This window comes from Virgibacillus sp. M23, from assembly GCF_034190895.1.
In the GTDB taxonomy this organism is placed as follows: domain Bacteria; phylum Bacillota; class Bacilli; order Bacillales; family Amphibacillaceae; genus Virgibacillus; species Virgibacillus salarius.
This window is the reverse complement of record NZ_JAWDHA010000003.1, coordinates 20,770-39,885: the sequence shown is the minus strand read 5'-3', so window position 1 is coordinate 39,885 and position 19,116 is coordinate 20,770. Positions and strand designations below refer to the sequence as shown.

Below are 19,116 nucleotides of genomic sequence, written 5' to 3'. Positions count from 1 at the left end.
TATGGGGAAACAGGATATTCAATGGGGAATTGCCCCAATCGGATGGCGTAATGATGATATACCTGAAATTGGTAAAGCTAACACACTATCTCACCTTTTAAGCGATATTGTTGTAGCAGGGTTTGAAGGTACCGAGGTTGGAGGCTTCTTTCCTGATGCAGAAACATTAAAAAAAGAAATTGAACTTCGTAACTTAAAAATCGCTGGTCAATGGTTTTCCAGCTTTATTGTTCGAGATGGTATCGAGAAAGTAGCTGAAGCTTTTCATAAGCATTGTACCTATTTAAAAAAAGTTAATGCAGCCGTTGCTGTCGTTTCCGAGCAAACCTACAGTATTCAAGGGTTAGCACAAAATGTTTTTGCTAATAAGCCAACATTTTCAGATGATGAATGGAAGCAGCTTACGAACGGCCTTCATGTCCTTGGTAAAATAGCAAATAGCTATGGTTTAAAGCTTGTCTATCACCATCACCTTGGAACCGTTGTCCAAACATTAGAAGAAGTGGACCGCTTAATGGAAAACACAAATCCAGCCTTGGTTCACTTACTTTATGATACTGGTCATATTTATGCCTCTGATAAAGAATATATGCCATTATTAGAGAAACATATTGACCGAATTAAACATGTACATTTTAAGGATATTCGTGACAATGTCATGCAAACTAACAAAGGAAATGGTACATCATTCCAATCCGCTTTTCTTGCTGGAATGTTTACCGTTCCAGGTGATGGCGGTATCGACTTTAAAAAAGTTTTTGATAAGCTACAAGAACATAACTACTGTGGCTGGATTGTTGTTGAAGCTGAGCAAGACCCGGAAATTGCTCATCCACTTGAATATGCAATAATGGCTCGGAAGTACATTGATGAAAACATTTTAAACTAAGTAACAACTATCGTTAAGAGGATGTTCACGTCAAGTCCATATGCTGAAGTGGACATCTGGATATAGTCTATCAAGAATTGAGGTTAAAGTATGTCGCTTGTATCATTAAAAGAACTGATGCCTGAAGCAAAGAAAAATCACTATGCTATTGGCCAGTTTAACATAAATAATTTCCAATGGGCAGAAGCAACCCTACGTGTAGCAGAAAGAGAAAAGTCTCCCGTTATTCTAGCTTCTACGGATCGAATTGTTGATTATCTTGGCGGATTTAAATTGATTGCTACCACAACTAAAAAAATGGTTGAAGAAATGGGAATCACTGTACCTGTTGTTCTACATCTCGACCACGGACTATCTGTAGAACGCTGTATAGAAGCAGTTGACGCAGGATACAGTTCGGTAATGTACGACGGTTCAAAGTTGCCCTTGGAAGAAAACATTGCTAACACGAAAGAAGTTGTCGATTACGCCAAAAAGCAGAATGTATCTGTTGAAGCAGAAATCGGTTCTGTAGGAGGTACAGAGGACGGAATAACTTCTGGTATTAAGTATGCAGATCCCAAGGAATGCTATCAGCTTGTAGAAGAAACTGGAGTAGACTTGCTTGCAGCAGCGCTTGGATCTGTTCATGGCATATATCAAGGCGAGCCTAAATTGGCGTTTGATTTAATGCAGGAGATTTCCACAAATTTGAATATAATTCCATTAGCCCTGCATGGAGGATCTGGAATACCTTCACATCAAATTGTTAAAGCAATTGAATATGGTCATGCAAAAATCAATGTAAATACCGAATGTAATCAAGCTTGGACAAAAGCAGTACGTAAATATTTGGAACTACATCCAGATTCACATAATATCCCGGAAATCATGCAAACAGGGATGAGTGCCATTGAAAGGGTAGTAGCAGAGAAAATACATTTATTTGGTACTTCCAACAAAGCATTATAATAGAAATAAACGTTTCATAAATAACATGACTGCCTCTACATATAGACAGTTACCGACTTGGGGGAATTAATTTATGTCAAAAGTAGTTGTAGGCATCATTGGTGCCGGACGTATCGGAAAGCTGCATGCCAAAAACATTCTTCTATCCGAGCATTATCAGCTAAAAGCTATTTCAGATGTAGACACTAATCACTTAAGCGATATAGATTATTTAAAAGCAGTTCCTATTATCACAGAGAATGCGGATGATATTCTGAATGATCCGGAAATTGATGCTGTGTTTATCTGCTCAAGCACTGATACACATATTGATTTTATTACAAAAGCTGCAAGGAACCATAAACATATTTTCTGTGAAAAGCCAATCAGCTTTGATATCGAGAAAACAAAAGAGACCTTACAAGTGATTAAACAAACAGGCGTAAAATTCCAAGTAGGATTTAACCGTCGCTTCGATACACATTTCAAAAAAGCACATGATGTTGTTCGCAATGGTGACATTGGTACACCACATGTTATTAAAATCACTTCTCGTGACCCAGAAGCTCCACCAGAAGAATATATAAAACGCTCCGGAGGATTATTTATCGATATGGCAATTCACGATTTCGATATGATTCGCTACTTATCTGGACAGGATGTTAAAAATATTACAGTAAAAGCTTCTTCTCTGGTGAATGATTGTTTTTCACGTAATGATGATGTTGATACGGCAATTATTACACTTACCTTTGCAGATGATTCGCTGGGAGTTATTGATAACAGTCGCCAAGCAGTATATGGATATGATCAACGGATCGAAGTATTCGGCAACAACGGAATGGTCCAAGTTGAAAATCAGAAGCCGACAAATGTTAAAGTAAGCACAAATGCTTCTGTTACGGAAGATAAGCCAATGTATTTCTTCCTTGAGCGTTATAATGAAGGATACATCGCTGAGATTCATGATTTTGCACAATCTATTTTAGAAGATAAACCAGTTGTAGCTAAATTCGAGGATGGATTACAGGCTGAGTTATTAGCAAAGGCTGCTAAAATTTCCTGGAAGGAAAATCGCACGGTAGAATTAAGTGAGCTTCAATAAGTTTAGATACTAGATACAATACTTTCTCATGGATGGTATAAAACTCAACTATGGGAACTGAAGTAACTAGCCGCCTGTTTTTACGGGCGGTTTTAATTTCGTCCTATGAGGGCACTTTACCAACGAATTCCTAAAGGGACCTTTGAATTGACCATCAACCGTTTATCCTCCTTGTTTTTAATGGATCTACATATGCTCGCTTGTTTAGATTGTCTCGAAATCGTCTCATACGTTGCCTCCTATATGCTTTCTATTCGTCAGACCAGAGATTTGCCTCGAGCTTCCTGCAAATTCCACGTCACCCATGGACACCCTTACTTTTGACTAAGTACGTACCGCTACAAGGTCGTACTGAAGACTTCCCTCCTTAGAGTCCGCCCATGCTGGGCAAACCAAAAACGACCCACCTATTAGGTGAATCGTCCTAGTGCTATTCAAGGAACTTCTGCATATCCTCATTTAAATAAACCCAGCCTTTCCAGCCAATATGAATCGTATCACGCATAAAATGAGGGTCGTATTCATGGTCGGAATAATCGGCGTAAGTAAAGCCACTATCATTAATTTGCTTCTTTATACGAGTGTAGTATTCTTGCCGTCCTTTTTCGGGGAAGCCTGTGTAGTCATAATACGCCCCATTCACAGGTATAATGACAAAAAGAGGGTCGGCATTAGCTTCCTTGAGAATATCAAGCATCAGCTGGAAATCTTCATACTCAAGTGATTCTGCATAGGAATGTCCTTTATTCTTTCCTTTCATTCCCTTGATATAATGCTTCCTATACTTATACACGTTGTCATCAATATAAAATTTGGAATGCTGTGTCCGTTTCTCGCCATAAGCATCAGCTTGTGCCTGCAGTTCTTCCCACGTCTTGTCCTTCACTTCGTTTGACTGATGCCGATTAGTTGGTTTATCCTTCAGAAGTGTGAAATACAGATCCTTTTTCTTAAGTAAGGATATATAAGCCTTTGCAGAAACTGAAAAAATATTAAACTTAACCTTTTTGTCATTCAAATAAGCATCATAAAGCTGATAAAGTATCGTGTCGTTCTTAACCGCATCATACGTTATCAGGCGTTGCATCAATTTTCGTTTCACTTGCTCGTCCACTTCCTTATTAAAAGGAAGCTGGTAGGCTTGCAGAGCGGAATAGTTGGGTGCAAAATGCTGCTCGTCTGTACCATGCTTTACAAACCATTGCGGCGATACGATGATGACCATCTGCTTGTTCTTCAATTGATCAGCATGCGTGGCAAAGTTTAAATCATGAATAATAGAGGTCATCCCGCCTTTTCCTATTAAATAAGGTGTAAAGACAGCGGCATTCATTTCGAAATAATTTGATGGATGGAATGGATCCCAGCGCGACAATTCGGAAGAACCATAGATTGGAACATACGTCGAATGTTTGAGCATTTCACTTTGCAAATATGTTCCTTGGAACATATTTGACTCCAGACTGGTAGCCGATTCCTCCAAACGATCCTCCGGAACTAACTTAGCAAGCCATGATACGGGTACGAGTACTACCCCGGCAAACAGGACCAATGCAAGAATGATTGGTCCAAAAAAATACTTCTTCTTCATTATTTCAACTCATTCAGACGATCAACGATAGCATTTGGTGTATTCCATGTATCTCGATCGAACTCCGTAATCGGTACATTGATATCAAGCTGCTCCTCGAATTGAACAAGTAATTCTACTGTCGCAAATGAATCAATCAGTCCTGCGTCGAATATATCCAAATCATGCTCTTCTTTCACAACATCATCTTCACAAACTTCTGCAATAACCTGTAGTACTTTTTCTTTAAAATTCATATTCATATTCCCCTTTTATTGAAATGGTCTGCCAGAAAACAGATAAAAACCGAAACAAACGACATGGAAAGTGATAACGATAGACACAATTGTCATCGCTCTTCCTGTTGGCCAGCGTTTATGTTTTTTATTCCAGGTCTCGAAGAAATTAAATCCGGCCATCATCGAGGCATGATATGCTCCATAAATGATGTACTGAATCGCTAAACCATGCCATACTCCCATTAGCAGGAACAGCAGAATATAACCTAGATTCGAGACGAGCATTTTGTTCTGTATCCATTTTTTCTTCTTCATTAAAAAGACGAAGCGCATGAACACATAGTCACGGAACCAGAACGACAGTGACATATGCCATCGATTCCAGAAATCCTTGATGTTGCGGCTGATGAATGGCTTATTAAAGTTCTCCGGTGACCGGATTCCCATCATATAACTGACTCCGACTGCAAACGCCGTATAGCCGGCAAAGTCGAAGAACAGGTACAAGCTATAGCTGTACATATACAACAGATGATAGATAAACTTGTAATCCGCTATATATTCTAGATTCATAATGAAGTACGTATTGATGCTGTAGCCGATTATAAATTTATACAAAAAACCAAGGAAGATTTTGTTAATCCCTTTATAAAGCAGTTCCTTGTACTCCTCCGGTGTCCAATGCTTTTCTTCATCCTTTTGAAATCGGCGGAAGCGATCAATCGGACCTGATGAAATTGTTGGATAAAACAGCATAAAATTGACAAGCTGAAAAATCGAGAGCTGCTCCTTAATCAATCCATCTCTTGTTTCAATAATGATTTGAACAGCTCGGAATGTCAGATAGGAAATACCCAGAAAGCTTGCCCAGTTATCCACTGCTAAAATCGGCAAAACCTTGGATAAAATCAAAGGCAGGATCGATAGAAAACTTATTACATAGAATACGAGGCTGCTATTCTTTGTCTGTCGATAAGTAATATAGCCTTTGACCAGTACAACCTGAAGAATGGTGAAGGCTACTAACGAGAAGAAGCCTGCGTCCCCTCCTGAAAATATAATAGCCAATACAACAATGGTGACGAACACATTGTAATACCGCAGCCGCTTACCCATTGTGCCGAGAATCATCGTCGGCAGTAGCAAAATACCTAGAATGATAAAGAAAAGGAAAGAACTATACGGGGTCATGCGAATACCTCTTTCTTCATTTTCTTACGGTCTACTTTCCCATTCATCGTCATTGGAATAGCAGTATGATACGTGAACTTCCGCGGGATCATATATGCCGGCAAGCGCAAAGCAAGATCTTTTCGAATAGCAGCTGTCAGCTTGTATTCCTTCTCAAAGTCATGATCGGCTGGTACCACTGCCGCAATCAAGTATTCAATTTCCTCGTTTGGCGCATGAGGGATAACAATGGCAGCCTTAATATAATCAGATTGATTAAGGTGGAATTCAATCTCTTCCAGCTCCATCCGGTAGCCGTGCAGCTTGATTTGATAATCCAGTCTGCCTTGGCAATACACCAAGCCGTCCTGAATAAAGCCGGCATCTCCAGTACGATAGGCGTTCATTCCGTTTATAATGCCGAATGCATTTTCTGTCAGCAGCGGCTCACCCAGATAGCCCTTTGACACACTTGGCCCTGCAAGGATAAGCTCCCCTTTTTCACCTTCAGGTAACAGATTTCCCGATTCGTCCACAACGAGAATACGCATATCGGGCTTTGGATAGCCAACCGGCAATGCCTTCTCTTTCGCGAGCAATTCTTCCGTAATTTCAACAGACGTCACAGCAACCGTTGCTTCTGTAGGTCCGTATGTATTAAAGATTCTCGCTCTCGGAAAACGTTTTTTCAGCTCTTTGGCTACAGCTAACGGCAGTACCTCACCACAGAACAGGAATACCTCAAGCTCAGGAAGCATTTTTTCATTAAAGTCCGGATTCGGAAAACACATTTGTACGAAGGATGGCGTCGATGTCCAAATTTGCAATGCCGAGCGACTCAAGTTCTCAAACAAAAGCTTTGGCTTATTGATTACATCTTTCTCCAATGCATGAACCGAACCGCCACTTTGCAACGCTGGATAAAAGTCCATGACAGACAAATCAAATGAAAACGGTGCCTGATTCAAGAACACTTTTCCTTGCTCTAACGGAAAGTCACCTGTCATCCAGTTAGTAAATGACTGCAGATTTGCAGCGGTTATTTGAACACCTTTTGGATTTCCCGTACTGCCGGATGTATAAATGATATAAAAAACTTCATCAGGCTGGACCCAATATTGATCACCAATAGGCTCTACTGTTTCCAGCTGCAGTGCTGACACGTGTAAAACAGCGATATTATCAAATTCCAGGCTGCTATCTGTTGTATTAATTACTAATTCTGCACCGGATTTTTCCATGATATAGCGCATCCGTTCCATTGGAATGGATGCATCTACCGGTATATAAGGGTGGCCAGCCTGCACACAGGCGAGGAAAGATACCGGTATATCGGTTCCCATATGGCCATATACAACAATTGGCGTCTGCCGCCCGAGCTGCCTGGCATGTATGAAGCTTGCCAGTCTGCTCGACCTGTCCCAAAGCAATTCGTAGTTCAGCACCTGGTCCTCTGTACGAAATGCCGTCTGTTCCGGGTTGCTTGCCGCATGCTGTGCAATACGTGTTAAAAGTTTCATGTTATTATCTTCTCCATTTAGAAATCATTATAAATATAGTTGCCTGTATTGGCCGTATGGAAGCCGTACATCAAAAACAAGGTGACAAGAATTGCCAGATAAAAACAAGTATGCAAAGCAAAACGGACACCAGTGTGCGCATACAGCTGCTTGAGTTTATTCATCTTTTCTCTTCCTTTTATTCAAATTTATAGCCGGTTCCAATAACAGTCTTGATGTGATGTGATTCACAGCTTAGCTTAGCTCTCAGCTTTTTAATATGTGTATCGACAACGCGAATATCACCATCGAAGTCCAACCCCCATACGTGATTCAAAATTGCCTCACGTGAAAGGACGTTATTTTTATGGTGAAGCAAGAACACCAATAATTCATATTCTTTTGGCGTCAATTCTACTTGTTTGCCCTCAAGCTGAAGCTGATGGGACTTCATATTAACGATTGCTTGACCGAAGCTGATCATATGACCAGTGGGCAGGTAATGTTCGGTTGCGCGTTTCATTAAAGAATTAGCACGTGCGACTAGCACTTTCGGACTAAATGGCTTGGTTACATACTCGTCGGCTCCAAGTTCAAACCCATGAATTTTATCATCGTCACTAGATCTCGCTGTCAGCAAAATGATTGGTACGCCAGATCTCTTTCGCACCTGCCTGATAACAGCAAATCCATCCATTTGCGGCATCATGATATCGAGAATGACTAAATCCGGATAAACCGCATCATACCAATCGATAGCACTGCTACCATTATCCGTTTCATACACTTCCCAGCCGTCCTGTTTGAAGTAATCGGCTACAACTTCTCGGATTCTTACTTCATCCTCGACAAGCAACACTGTCTTTCCCATCGTGAATCTTCCTTCCACTCTATATACATAAATTAACAAGGTTATATGTCTTTTATGTGTCCTAATAAGTAATTTATCCCATTATTTGAAACGAACATAGAAACGCACACCGTCAGGCATGTTTTCCGCTCCGTAATGAAATGCATGCAGGTCTAGAATTTGCTGGACGATAGCTAGCCCCAATCCTGTACCGCCTGTCATTCGGCTTCGAGAGGATTCGGTCCGATAGAAACGTTTCCAGATCTCATCCAGCTGCTCTTCCGGTATTTGCTTGCCTTTGTTTTCAATTAAGAATACACTGTCACCGTTTTCTTGATCTAATTCGATTCGAATCGAAATGACAGAATCGCTCTCACTGTGCCGGACAGCATTGATAAGGAGATTTTGCATTACTCGTTCCATCCACTCATAATCCGCCAAAACAGGCTGTTCATTCTTCGGCATGATTTCAATTATGACATTTTTCTCTTTCGCGATACAAAATAGTTTATTTGCCAAGCTCTCAATCATTTCACTAAGTAGAAAAGATGTTTTTCTTAATCGGATTGCACCGTTTTCCAACTTAGCCAAATCCAGCATATCCTTGATCAGCACTTCCATCTTGTCCGACTCTTCAATAATTACTTCAATATAGTGATCTCGCTTATCCGGACTGACACCATCCTGCAGCCCCTCTGCGAAGCTTTTGACAATGCTGAGCGGTGTCTTTAATTCATGTGATGCATGCTCAAAAAACTCGCGCTGCTCCTTCTCCATCTGCTCGCGCTTTTCCATATCCTGCTTTAGCTTTCCATTCGCTTGTTTCAAATCATTTAATGCGACATCGAGATTTTGTGCCATAACCAGCATATTGTTTGAAAGGCTTCCAAGTTCATCCTTCTGCTTAATCGGCTTTGCTGATGAGAAGTCCAGATGCACCATTTTTTTTGCCATTTCATTCAGCTTAATCAGCGGTCTGCTAACAAGACGTGAGTAGAATAGCGACAGCAATAGGATGAGTATAAAGCCTGCGATTCCTATATATACATAAAATACTTGAAGTGATTCATTAGTGTCTCTAATTTCCTGAAGTGATGTGACAGAGAACATAAATTGCATTTCTCCATCTTTCTCAAACGGCTCAATTAGTACTAAATTATGTTTTCCACTCCATGACTCTACCCAGTCCAGCTGCAGGCTCTCCCCTTTAGAAAGCTGCTTTATCTGCGCCTTCTCAAGCGGGAACCATTCCACCAGTGCATCATAGAGAAGTCCGATCCCCCTATTCCACATCCCAGCCTTAGGCAGCGAAATGCTTTTTACTTCCCCTTCGATTGTCACTTCATTATCGACCAGATCTTCACCGACACTAGACGTATTCTTTGTAATAACAGATGGATAAATGACGGAAGGAACCGTGGCATCTGCTTCTCCTTGCACAATCAATGTATCTCCTTTTGCGATATGTAATGCGCGCAGCTGTTTTCCGTAATCTGTGACGAGTAAGGAGAGCGATATTTCCACAATTTTGCCGTCTTCTGTTTCCAGCATGATGTTAAACGGATCCTGCACCAGCTGAAAACCTTCTGCGTCCACAATCGTCAACGGACTTTTGGTCTCTCTCATGTAAGAGAGTGTCTGTTTTGTCAGTTCCTCTTCGCTCCAGGAATTTTTCTCATAAGCTTCTGCTAACTGATGTATGTGCTTTGCTGCTTCTTTTGTTTTATGATGCTGATAAAATCGATCAAAAAATAATAACTGAAATATCATAATCATGGCATAAAACACCAAAAAGAATAAAGCTGTCACAGCGAATAATTTAACGGTGATACCACGTTTTCTCATGTTATACTCCTTAATTTCATAAGCGTTTATTAATAACTTAAGCTATGGGTATGTTATTTATGTGTCCACATATACCCCTGCATATTGTACACATTTTTTTCAAGTTGCGGAATCTTTTTTGTACCTGCATATCTCCAGAAAAGAGGGGGATCATGGGCAAAGATAATCAGTATATGAATTACACAAAAGGCAATTTAATATCTTAGTGATATAGCTTGTTTATTGCATACGCGGATCAGCTAATGTTTCGTTAATTATCCTTTCACTAATGAGGTCGAAACAACTCATATCACACCTGGCCAACTTGCAAATATTCTGCAGGGCTGGTGGTATTAGGAAACAGCCGCAAATGACTATATTCGATACATCCTATCCTGAATATATCTTTCGGTTCCGATATCATGGCAAGACCTATTTCCTTAATAAAAAGAAGCCATAGGAAACCCTGCGTCCTTGAACAAATGCAGAAATGAATTTAGATTATCCCTATACAATAAAGTAGGGAAAACACTCTCATATCTTCCCCCTTATCAAACCGTACATGCCATATTAAGGCATACGGCTTTCCCGTATATTAAAATGTCTCAAAGGTTGCATTCCAGGCTTTTTTGCATCTTTTGCAGTCGGTGAGGAGTAAAGTACTCTTCACCTTTTCTTTTCGCTCGACTTTCTTTTTATAGTTTTGCTTCGCTGTTTTAGTGATTTCCTCCAAATAATTCTCTTCCGTATACCCATATGCCTTGTTCAAATAAAGCCATGCTTTCAAATGTTCCTAAAAAATTAATGACCTATTTTTGAAGATCTAATTAAGCCAATGAATAATTGGGAAGAAGAGATACTAAACTATTTCAATTCTCCCATTATAAACACCTATACAGAGTCCTTGAATCTTTTAATTAAGACAATGAACCATTGTTGTCGTGGTTACTTTTTTGAAGCCCTTAGAGCAAAGATTTTGCTTATTCAAGGCTATCGTAAAGTTAAAAAGAAATTCGAGAGGTTGAAGTTATTTTCGGAAAATTGTTAGCTGATCAATTCCCAGATTGGTCACAAACTGGTTATAAATGGGTGTATGAAAATATTTATGGTGCTGATTTTTCCACACTATTTACCAATTACCTTATTATTTCAGTAATAAAACTCATAAGTTGTCCCACCCCATCCCCTGCCCCCGATATGATAAAATAAGACATATCTCAACACATAGGATGAAAAATATGAAAGAACTAAAAGAAGCACTTGCTTTATATCCAAAGAAAACAATCGATATTAATCAACTACAAGAATTATCATCACCTTTTTTCGATAGCTATGAAGCTTTTGCTGAAGAAGTGCTTGCTTTAGAAGAAGCGGGCATTTTAGCGATGGTGAAAAGCAAAGGGCGTTCACCTAGAAAACCTTCTGTCGCCTTGCATTATCGTATTCAAAAAGCGAAGTTAAAACAAGCGCATCACCACCTCTTACAACAGTACCGTATTCAATTCCATCGTGAAATAAACCTTGACTATTACTATCAACATGATCCGAAACAGTGGCAGAAGGATTTACCCTACTTACGACAAATAGATCAATATATACGAACAAATGGTTTTCCTACAGAAGCGATTCCAACACCAGAAAGAAGCTATGAGATTGCTGGTGATGAGAAATGGATAACTGAGAAAAAAGGTAAAGAATTATTAGAACGGGTTCACCTATTCGATAAAATGAAAATAATGCCTGTATCAGAACCATTAAAATATGCGATTAATCCCAATCAAGTACAAGAGCCCAAACAACTCCATTTAATTGTTGAGAATAAAACCACCTATCAAGGTCTATTGCCAGCCATCAAACAAACAGCCTTTGCCACCTTGATTTATGGAAGTGGCAAAACGATCATACAGAGTATCGAGCAATTTAATCAGCAATATCCAATCACTGCTGACCACCACTTCTTTTATTTTGGTGATATCGACCGTGAGGGGATATCGATCTGGCATAGTTTGGCGAACAAAATCGAACTACGTTTAGCGTTTCCTTTTTACCGAGCTTGCTTGGCAAAACAGCCTGCGCAAGGTAAAGCATATCAAAGAAAGCGTGAGGGAGCAGAGGATGCCTTTTTACAGTGGTTCGATCAACAAGAGCAGCGTCAAATCAAGCGATTACTCGCTGAAGGCTATTATTACCCACAAGAAACATTAAGAACAAAGGAATTACAACAAATATGGGAGGGATCAAATTGGAACGACATGATATAGCAACGATTACAGCAGGCTATCAGGAACGGATTCGTCGTCTGGCGTTATTTGATCCCTTAACGGATTTAGAACGTAAACGGGAAAAGGATGAGAATGGTAAGTTAATTGATATGAAGGGTTTAGGACTATTAACGTTACTATTTTTCTTTGAACAAAAAGTGATGCGTCACTATAAAACAGGGGTCAAGCAGTTAGCTGTCTTTATTCAAGAAGTGACGGCAGAACAGTATCAGTTACAAGCAAGTGATTATTCTCGTCTTGCTAGTAGTCTGATCGATAATTTTCGTCCAGGGACAGGGGTCAAGCGAACCTATTCCTTCTATAACTGGGAAACAGGTCAAGACGAACAGCTCGAATATTCGATTCTCAAAACGAATAATTTTAATCCAACGACAAATGAACAGTTTTATACGTTAGACGATGATGGCTTGGAACTTGTCTTTGCTACAAAAGAGTTCTATAGTGAATTTCAATTATCGATTAATCAATTGATGCTTCGTAAACAATTAGAGCGCGGCGAGTTCAATGGGGCATTAAGACAAGTCAATGAAATGCGTGTCGCAGTAGAAAGTATTGATGAGCGGATGCTAGCACTCAAACAGGAAATTCAACGCAGTATTGTTTCAGAAGAAACGTTTGATCGTTATAAAGAGTTATTAAATGATAGTTACAGTCGTTTGCAGCGTGAAGATGATGAATTTAAAGAGTTGCGCCAATTTGTGAAAGAAACGAAGGACAGGCTCTATGCGAAAGATATTCATCGCAAAGAACAAAAAACGTATGATTTAATTTTGACGATCACTAGAGAGCTAGAGGCGGTTCACTACGATCATTCGAGACTACTAGAACAGACCTTATCATTAAAAAATACGACCTTAATTACAGCGCAAGAGTCGTTGTATTACACGGGAATTGAAGCGTTTAATTTCGATCATGAAATTACCTCGCATATTATTTCGGTGCCGTTGCCACTGGAAACGATGAAAGGTGTGCTCCATCCGTTCTTAAAAGTAGAGGAAGAACGAACCTGGTCACCACTAACACTTTTTGCTGATCAAACTATTGTCGAAGATCAACAAGCAGATCAAACGACGACAATGCCTGAAGCGGAAAGTGATGAGGAAATCGATGCTAGAGCAAAAGCGTTAAGAAAACTATATAAAAAACTAATGGAAGAATTATTATCTGTTTTAAGTAAGATGCGAGAAATCAGACTATCTGCCTTTTTTGACTATTTAACCGAGACCAATCAAGCCCAACTGTACGCATCAAGGTCTTTTTATGAATTTTGGTTAATCTTACATCAGCGTTCACCGATAACGCGTGGTGATATGGAGCATGACGAGGATGGTAAATCGCTATTAACCGAAGCATTGTACATCCTTGGTGATAATCGTTTAGTTATTACCGAAGAGAAAGCCATTTTAAATCGTTATAAACGTTATTCCATTCAAGAGATGGTGATCCGATTGGAGGAGTCATAGTGCATTACAGTGAGGAAAAGGTAATCGAAGCCTTTCGTATTTATACGAAATTAGCGCGTACGTCTGTTACAGATCAAGAAGCGGTCCAGCTATATCGAGCCGACGATGATATTCGTAGTTTACTAGATTTATATGCAAAAGAAGTAGATGCTGTTATCGTGAATACGAGTGAACATTTATATTTAATTCCTGAGACGAAATTGTCGAGCTTTCATGTTAGTAATGACTGGATTAAACGCCATTATTTGCGTTCTGGCGCTACTAATGCAGATATTTACTTACTGTATTTTACGACGATCATTTTGTTTGGTAGCTTCTATAATTCTTATCAAAGCGCACGCCCGACACGTGATTTCTTACGGATCGAGGAGTGGATGCACCAGATTCAGGAACGGATTGAGCAATTGCAGGCCTTAGAAGAAGAAGTTTTAAAGGAAAAAGAGCGTGAATTCTCCTATAACTGGCGCCAAATAGTCGATAAATGGAATGATATGAATGATGTGAAAGAGAGTGCCAAACGTCAAACAGGTAATACGATTAGTCGCTATAGCTTTATCGATACTGTGAAGCGTTTTTTACTTGATCAAGATTTAGTCAAAGCCCTTGGAAATCAAGAAATAACCTTAACTGATAAAGCGCAAACCATTATCCAGCGCTATTTTATGGAAGTGGAATATAACAAAGGAATCCTTACATTCATCTATGAGATGGAGGGAGAGAATACAGATGCCAACGATTAGTAAAATTCGCTTAGCCAATGTCATCTATGAGGAAGGCAATAAACGTTATAATGATGAATTATTTTTATTTGATGGCTACAATGGGGCAATTCTATTAGAAAATGGTGGCGGTAAAACGGTGTTGATTCAAACAGCACTACAGGCAATGCTACCACACACAGAGCTCGCTAGTCGCAAAATCGGCAAAACATTAACATTAGAAAGCGCGCCTGCCCATATTGCGGTCGAATGGATCATTAATGACAAACCAAGGCGTTACGTCGTGACAGCTGTCACCCTTTTTATGAATAAGCATGGCGTCGATTCGCTCCGTTATGTCTATGAATATCAGCATGGTGATCCCCATGCGATTGAGGAGATCCCTTTCGTCCGTGAGGTGCAAGGTGGTAAGCGTCCTGCTGAGCGCGGGGAAATACAAGATTACTATAGTATGATGAAGGAGAAATCTTTGTCAGCGAATACCTTTGCCACGATTAAAGAGTATCGCCAATACATTGAAGACAACTATCAGATTATTGCCAGCGAGTGGGAGAACATTGTCAAAATCAATAGTTCAGAAGGTGGTGTTGAAGCCTTCTTTGAAGCGTGTAAAACGACAAATCAGCTGTTTGATCGCTTGCTAATTCCAACCGTAGAAAGCGCGATGGCTGGTCATAATCCTATCCTTTTTGCTGATTTGTTTGAGCAACGGTATGAAAGCTTTAAAAATTATCAAAAGTTAAAAGAAACGATTGCTGAAAACCAGAAGATCCAGGATGAATTAGTCGGCTATACGACTGCTTTTGAGCGTCTTCATACGAAAGAGCAACAATTGCTCGAGGCGAAGCAACGAACCAAAGGAATCTGGGAACAAACCAAAGCAGACAAACAGACCTTTTTAACAGAAAAAGAAGCGATTGAAGCAAAAATAATGAGCTGGCAGGATGATACTGATCAACACGAAGTAAAAATCGCTTCCAGTACAATTGCCGCAAAAGAAGCAGAAAAACAGCAAATCGACAAGGACTACCAAAACGCAAGTCTGCTTTTACAAGAGCAAAAAACAACAGTAGCCGATATCGAAGGGCGTTATGCAGCATTAAGGTATGCCAAATTTGCCAAACAACAACAAGCAGCAAATGAATCCTTATCCTTTATCCAAGATCAAATTGCTTCGTTCGAAAAGGAAGCAGATATCGAGATGTTAAAGGATCAGCTGACAAAAGTAGAGCAAGCCTTACATGGTGCCTATCAAGCTCAAATCGATGACATTAACAAGCAACAACAAGACTTACAACGGGAAAAGAACCCATTACAAGAGCAAATCAAAACCTTAGAGAAACAACTCACCAACCATGAGCAAACGGAGCAACAGTGGAATAGCATGGTAAACAAGCTTCAATCTTTTATCGAAACTCGTGAAAAAGATAGTAATCGCTTGCGTCAAGCACTGCTCGCGAATCCAGAACAGGAAACAATTGAAGAGCTATTACCAAAATGGCAAGCTCGTTACCAAGTGTTAGATGATGAATTGGTTCACTTGAAAACAGAAAGCAAACGATTGGCGCGTGAAGTAGACGAAAAGCAGCAAGAAAGAAATCACTTACAAAAGAATTTCCAAGAACAAGCTTTACAAATACAGCGTGTCGAACAGCAGTTACAGGCGATGTCAGATGAAGAGCAACAATTGGTCGAGTCTCTGGCGATATTAAGAAGTGCTTGGCAGGATGTTGCAGGTATTCACTTACAGCAGCAATCGATCGAAGGTCAGCTCGAAAACTATATTGAAAAACAACGAATCGAGCGCAAGAAATGGTTGGATAAGGAGCGGGTTTCGTTACGCTATGTTGATGACTACGGGGAGCAAGAGACTTTCTTCAGTGATCCATTCCTCTCCGAACAAATCGAGCTATGGAAGAATCAACTCGATTATCTGGAAACAGGTGTGAATTATCTCAATCAGCTACCAGAAGAGCAGCAGGCATTGTTAAAGCAGGCGACGTTATGGCCGAGTATTTTGGTGACAACGACAAAGGCAAAGCCCCGATTAATCAAGCGTTTAGAACAGGTTTCCGATCGCTTTATCTTGCCGGTGATGGTGGTGACGACAGAAGAAGCAACCGCTATAACGGATATCGAAAAAGGCAACTGGATCGTCCCGAATCATTGGCGTGACAACATAGACTCCGAAACGTTTATCGCGTGGAAACAGCAATTAAAACGTCATGCTGGCGAGATCACAACAACAAGAGAAAACGTTGAGATCGAGCTGAAAAGCTGGGAGCAAGCGTTGACACAATTCCGCCAGTTTTTAAGGAAATATCCTTTTGAGCAGGTAGAAGACTGGCAAGAGCAGTTACACAGTCTGCAAACAGAGCAGGAAAATCTAGCAGCCAAGATCGAGCAAACAGACAAACAAATTACGGATCATCAAGCAACCATCGATAAATATCGTAACAGAGCAGAAGAAGCAGAGGCTGAGCGCACCGGAATCGAATCAAAACTGCGAGATGGCCAGCAATATGTAAGCTTCCAAAAGGAAATCTCCCAGCATCAGCAGGAAGTTGACACATACCAAGAACAACAACAGGAACTAGCGCAGAAAATCAAGCAGACGAAACGATCGATGACTCGTTATCAAGAAGATGTCGATCTGTTAAACGACCGTATTCGTGATCTAGAGATGAAACAAGAAGTAATCACCAGTGAAGAGCAATATCAGGAAGTAGCAACATTACCAGCAACGTTCACAGATGAAAGGATCACCAGTCTGAAATCAAAACGCAAAGAATTACAGCTACAGAAAGAAAAGATCACACGTCAAACCGGTGAATGGGAAGCGAAACAAGAAACCGAACAGCAGCGGATCGAGACGACTACAGAACGGATGGACGAAATTGAACAAGCTTTCCCATCCGTTGATAAAACAGAAGTATTCCCAGCTGATGGTGACCAGTATATTGACCGATTACACGGACAATTACAGACAGCAAAAAGCGAATTAACCGAAATTAGAGCAACCTATCAAACGACTGAACGAGATTTACATGTCAAACAAGAGTTACTAAATGAAGCATATAAAGACTTTTATAAACGATTCCCTGATGACGAAGTAGTGCGATTTGAGCAAGACTTAACCGTTGTTAACGAACAGTTACAACAAGAACAAACCGAGCTAAAAAAGCAAAAAGCTTATCTCGATCAAGAGTTCAAGCGTGTGAACAAGGAGTTAGCTAGTCTTGATGAAGCGGAGAGGCTATTGGAGAATTTTATAGAAGGGTATCACTTTAACGCACCAGGAATTGCGAGTATTACGTTAACGGAACAAGAAGCAACTGATTTTCAATACCAGCGCAACCGTTTTGCCAAACAAGCGACAGATAAGCTAAAAGAAATGAAGCATCTAGTCGATGACGAAAGCGAGCTTGTCCGTCTTGCTAGGGATCAGTTCCGTATCTTTTGTCGAACAAAAATTACCGATAAAAAATTACAACAAATGACGATTCAAGGAATCGAACAGAAGCGTGACTATCAGGAAGTCGTCACCTTTAAACAGAATATGTTCGCAAGCATTCAACGAATCACTAAATATGCCAATGAGCATATTCGCAAAAGTGATGAAGAGCTTCAACTTTTTATCAATCAAATTCATACCCATTTGCAAACATTAGTTGAAGAACTCGAGCAAATCCCAAAGAAAACGAGAGTGAAAGTAGATAACTGGAAGCCAATCTATAGCTTTTCGATTCCAAAATGGGAGCCAGAAGACGGTAAGTTACGCATTCGTGATCATACTGAGTGGATCATTAACCAATTAGATGGTGAGAAATACCACAATGAGCAAGGGCATCAGGATATGAATAAGATTCGTGTGGATTTAGAAAAATGGCTGGAATCCAAGCAATTACTCAAGGTTGTCATGGATCGCGATGTGATGAAGGTGCATTGCCGTAAAGTAACCAATGATAATCAAATTTCTACACGCTCTTATTCCTGGGAGCAAAGCAATGTCTGGTCAGGAGGAGAAAAGTGGAGTAAAAACATGACGCTCTTCTTAGGCATATTAAAATATGTAGCAGAAAAGAAAAAAGCCAACTTAACCGACCGTGCTGTTATTTTAGATAATCCATTTGGCAAAGCATCAAGTGATCATGTTCTAAGTCCAGTCTTTTTTATCGCCGAGCAGTTAGGCTTCCAAATCATTGCGTTAACAGCTCATGCAGAAGGCAAGTTTCTGCAGGATTACTTCCCGATTATTTATAGCTGTCGATTACGCGCGTCAAAGGATGAAAGCAAAAAAGTCATGACAACAGATAAATGGCTGCATCATGCTTATTTTCAGGATCATGAGCCAGCTGTTATTGATCGGTTAGGGCAGGCAGAGCAGTTGGATTTGTTTGAATGATAGGGTTTGATAGGGTTATGTGGTGATACAGCCATTGAAATGACCCACTTCTGACATACTAAAGACCACTAAAAGACAAAAAGTGTACCAAAGAATGACAGAATTGTACACCACTCCACCCTTCTGGTGAAACCATACTTTATTTTTGAGAACTGAAAATAAATTATGGTT

The 19,116-nt window shown here is 40.1% G+C and carries 15 protein-coding genes; 8 read left to right on the top strand and 7 right to left on the bottom strand.

What is annotated here, in order from left to right; all coding sequences use genetic code 11:
* Position 1 precedes the first annotated feature (1 nt).
* The 3 genes from iolE (at position 2) to iolG (ending at position 2,924) form a co-directional block, all read left to right on the top strand.
* The gene (gene iolE, locus RVS70_RS01795) at positions 2–889 is read left to right on the top strand and encodes a myo-inosose-2 dehydratase (RefSeq protein ID WP_321132435.1); all 888 of its coding nucleotides are present in this window, start codon (positions 2–4) and stop codon (positions 887–889) included.
* 90 nt (positions 890–979) lie between these two features.
* Positions 980–1,840, top strand: coding sequence for a class II fructose-1,6-bisphosphate aldolase (gene fba, locus RVS70_RS01790; RefSeq protein WP_321132434.1), 861 nt, complete (start codon positions 980–982; stop codon positions 1,838–1,840).
* Between the two features lie 73 nt (positions 1,841–1,913).
* Positions 1,914–2,924, top strand: a complete 1,011-nt coding sequence (gene iolG / locus RVS70_RS01785) for an inositol 2-dehydrogenase (protein WP_321132433.1) — start codon at positions 1,914–1,916, stop codon at positions 2,922–2,924.
* A gap of 430 nt (positions 2,925–3,354) precedes the next feature.
* Here iolG and dltD read toward each other — a convergent pair whose 3' ends face one another.
* From dltD to RVS70_RS01750, 7 genes are all read right to left on the bottom strand, one after another.
* On the bottom strand, positions 3,355–4,515 hold the full coding sequence (gene dltD / locus RVS70_RS01780; RefSeq protein ID WP_121604155.1) for a D-alanyl-lipoteichoic acid biosynthesis protein DltD: 1,161 nt from the start codon (positions 4,513–4,515) through the stop codon (positions 3,355–3,357).
* Complete coding sequence (gene dltC / locus RVS70_RS01775) at positions 4,515–4,751, bottom strand: D-alanine--poly(phosphoribitol) ligase subunit DltC (RefSeq protein WP_026682562.1); 237 nt, start codon at positions 4,749–4,751, stop codon at positions 4,515–4,517. Before dltC ends, dltD begins: the two co-directional genes overlap by 1 nt.
* 15 nt (positions 4,752–4,766) lie before the next feature.
* Positions 4,767–5,924 carry a D-alanyl-lipoteichoic acid biosynthesis protein DltB gene (gene dltB, locus RVS70_RS01770; RefSeq protein WP_321132432.1) on the bottom strand — a complete coding sequence of 386 codons (1,158 nt, stop codon included), beginning with the start codon at positions 5,922–5,924 and terminating at the stop codon, positions 4,767–4,769.
* A complete protein-coding gene (gene dltA, locus RVS70_RS01765) occupies positions 5,921–7,423 on the bottom strand; it encodes a D-alanine--poly(phosphoribitol) ligase subunit DltA (protein WP_321132431.1) in 1,503 nt (500 codons plus the stop codon). Before dltA ends, dltB begins: the two co-directional genes overlap by 4 nt.
* Positions 7,424–7,440: 17 nt before the next feature.
* Positions 7,441–7,587, bottom strand: a complete 147-nt coding sequence (locus RVS70_RS01760; protein ID WP_080668743.1) for a teichoic acid D-Ala incorporation-associated protein DltX — start codon at positions 7,585–7,587, stop codon at positions 7,441–7,443.
* Positions 7,588–7,601: 14 nt separating this feature from the next.
* A complete protein-coding gene (locus RVS70_RS01755; RefSeq protein ID WP_321132430.1) occupies positions 7,602–8,273 on the bottom strand; it encodes a response regulator transcription factor in 672 nt (223 codons plus the stop codon).
* Between the two features lie 81 nt (positions 8,274–8,354).
* Positions 8,355–10,097, bottom strand: a complete 1,743-nt coding sequence (locus RVS70_RS01750; RefSeq protein WP_321132429.1) for a HAMP domain-containing sensor histidine kinase — start codon at positions 10,095–10,097, stop codon at positions 8,355–8,357.
* An 814-nt stretch (positions 10,098–10,911) separates the two neighbouring features.
* On the opposite strand from RVS70_RS01750, the gene RVS70_RS01745 reads away from it, so the two are divergent.
* From RVS70_RS01745 to RVS70_RS01725, 5 genes are all read left to right on the top strand, one after another.
* Complete coding sequence (locus RVS70_RS01745) at positions 10,912–11,124, top strand: transposase (RefSeq protein ID WP_321132428.1); 213 nt, start codon at positions 10,912–10,914, stop codon at positions 11,122–11,124.
* Between the two features lie 190 nt (positions 11,125–11,314).
* On the top strand, positions 11,315–12,337 hold the full coding sequence (locus tag RVS70_RS01740) for a Wadjet anti-phage system protein JetD domain-containing protein (RefSeq protein ID WP_205389320.1): 1,023 nt from the start codon (positions 11,315–11,317) through the stop codon (positions 12,335–12,337).
* On the top strand, positions 12,319–13,821 hold the full coding sequence (locus tag RVS70_RS01735; RefSeq protein WP_321132427.1) for a replicative DNA helicase: 1,503 nt from the start codon (positions 12,319–12,321) through the stop codon (positions 13,819–13,821). Before RVS70_RS01740 ends, RVS70_RS01735 begins: the two co-directional genes overlap by 19 nt.
* Complete coding sequence (locus RVS70_RS01730) at positions 13,821–14,561, top strand: DUF6063 family protein (protein WP_281949862.1); 741 nt, start codon at positions 13,821–13,823, stop codon at positions 14,559–14,561. Before RVS70_RS01735 ends, RVS70_RS01730 begins: the two co-directional genes overlap by 1 nt.
* Positions 14,548–18,945 (top strand): hypothetical protein, encoded by a 4,398-nt coding sequence (locus tag RVS70_RS01725; protein ID WP_321132426.1) that lies wholly within the window; start codon positions 14,548–14,550, stop codon positions 18,943–18,945. Before RVS70_RS01730 ends, RVS70_RS01725 begins: the two co-directional genes overlap by 14 nt.
* Positions 18,946–19,116: the final 171 nt, after the last annotated feature.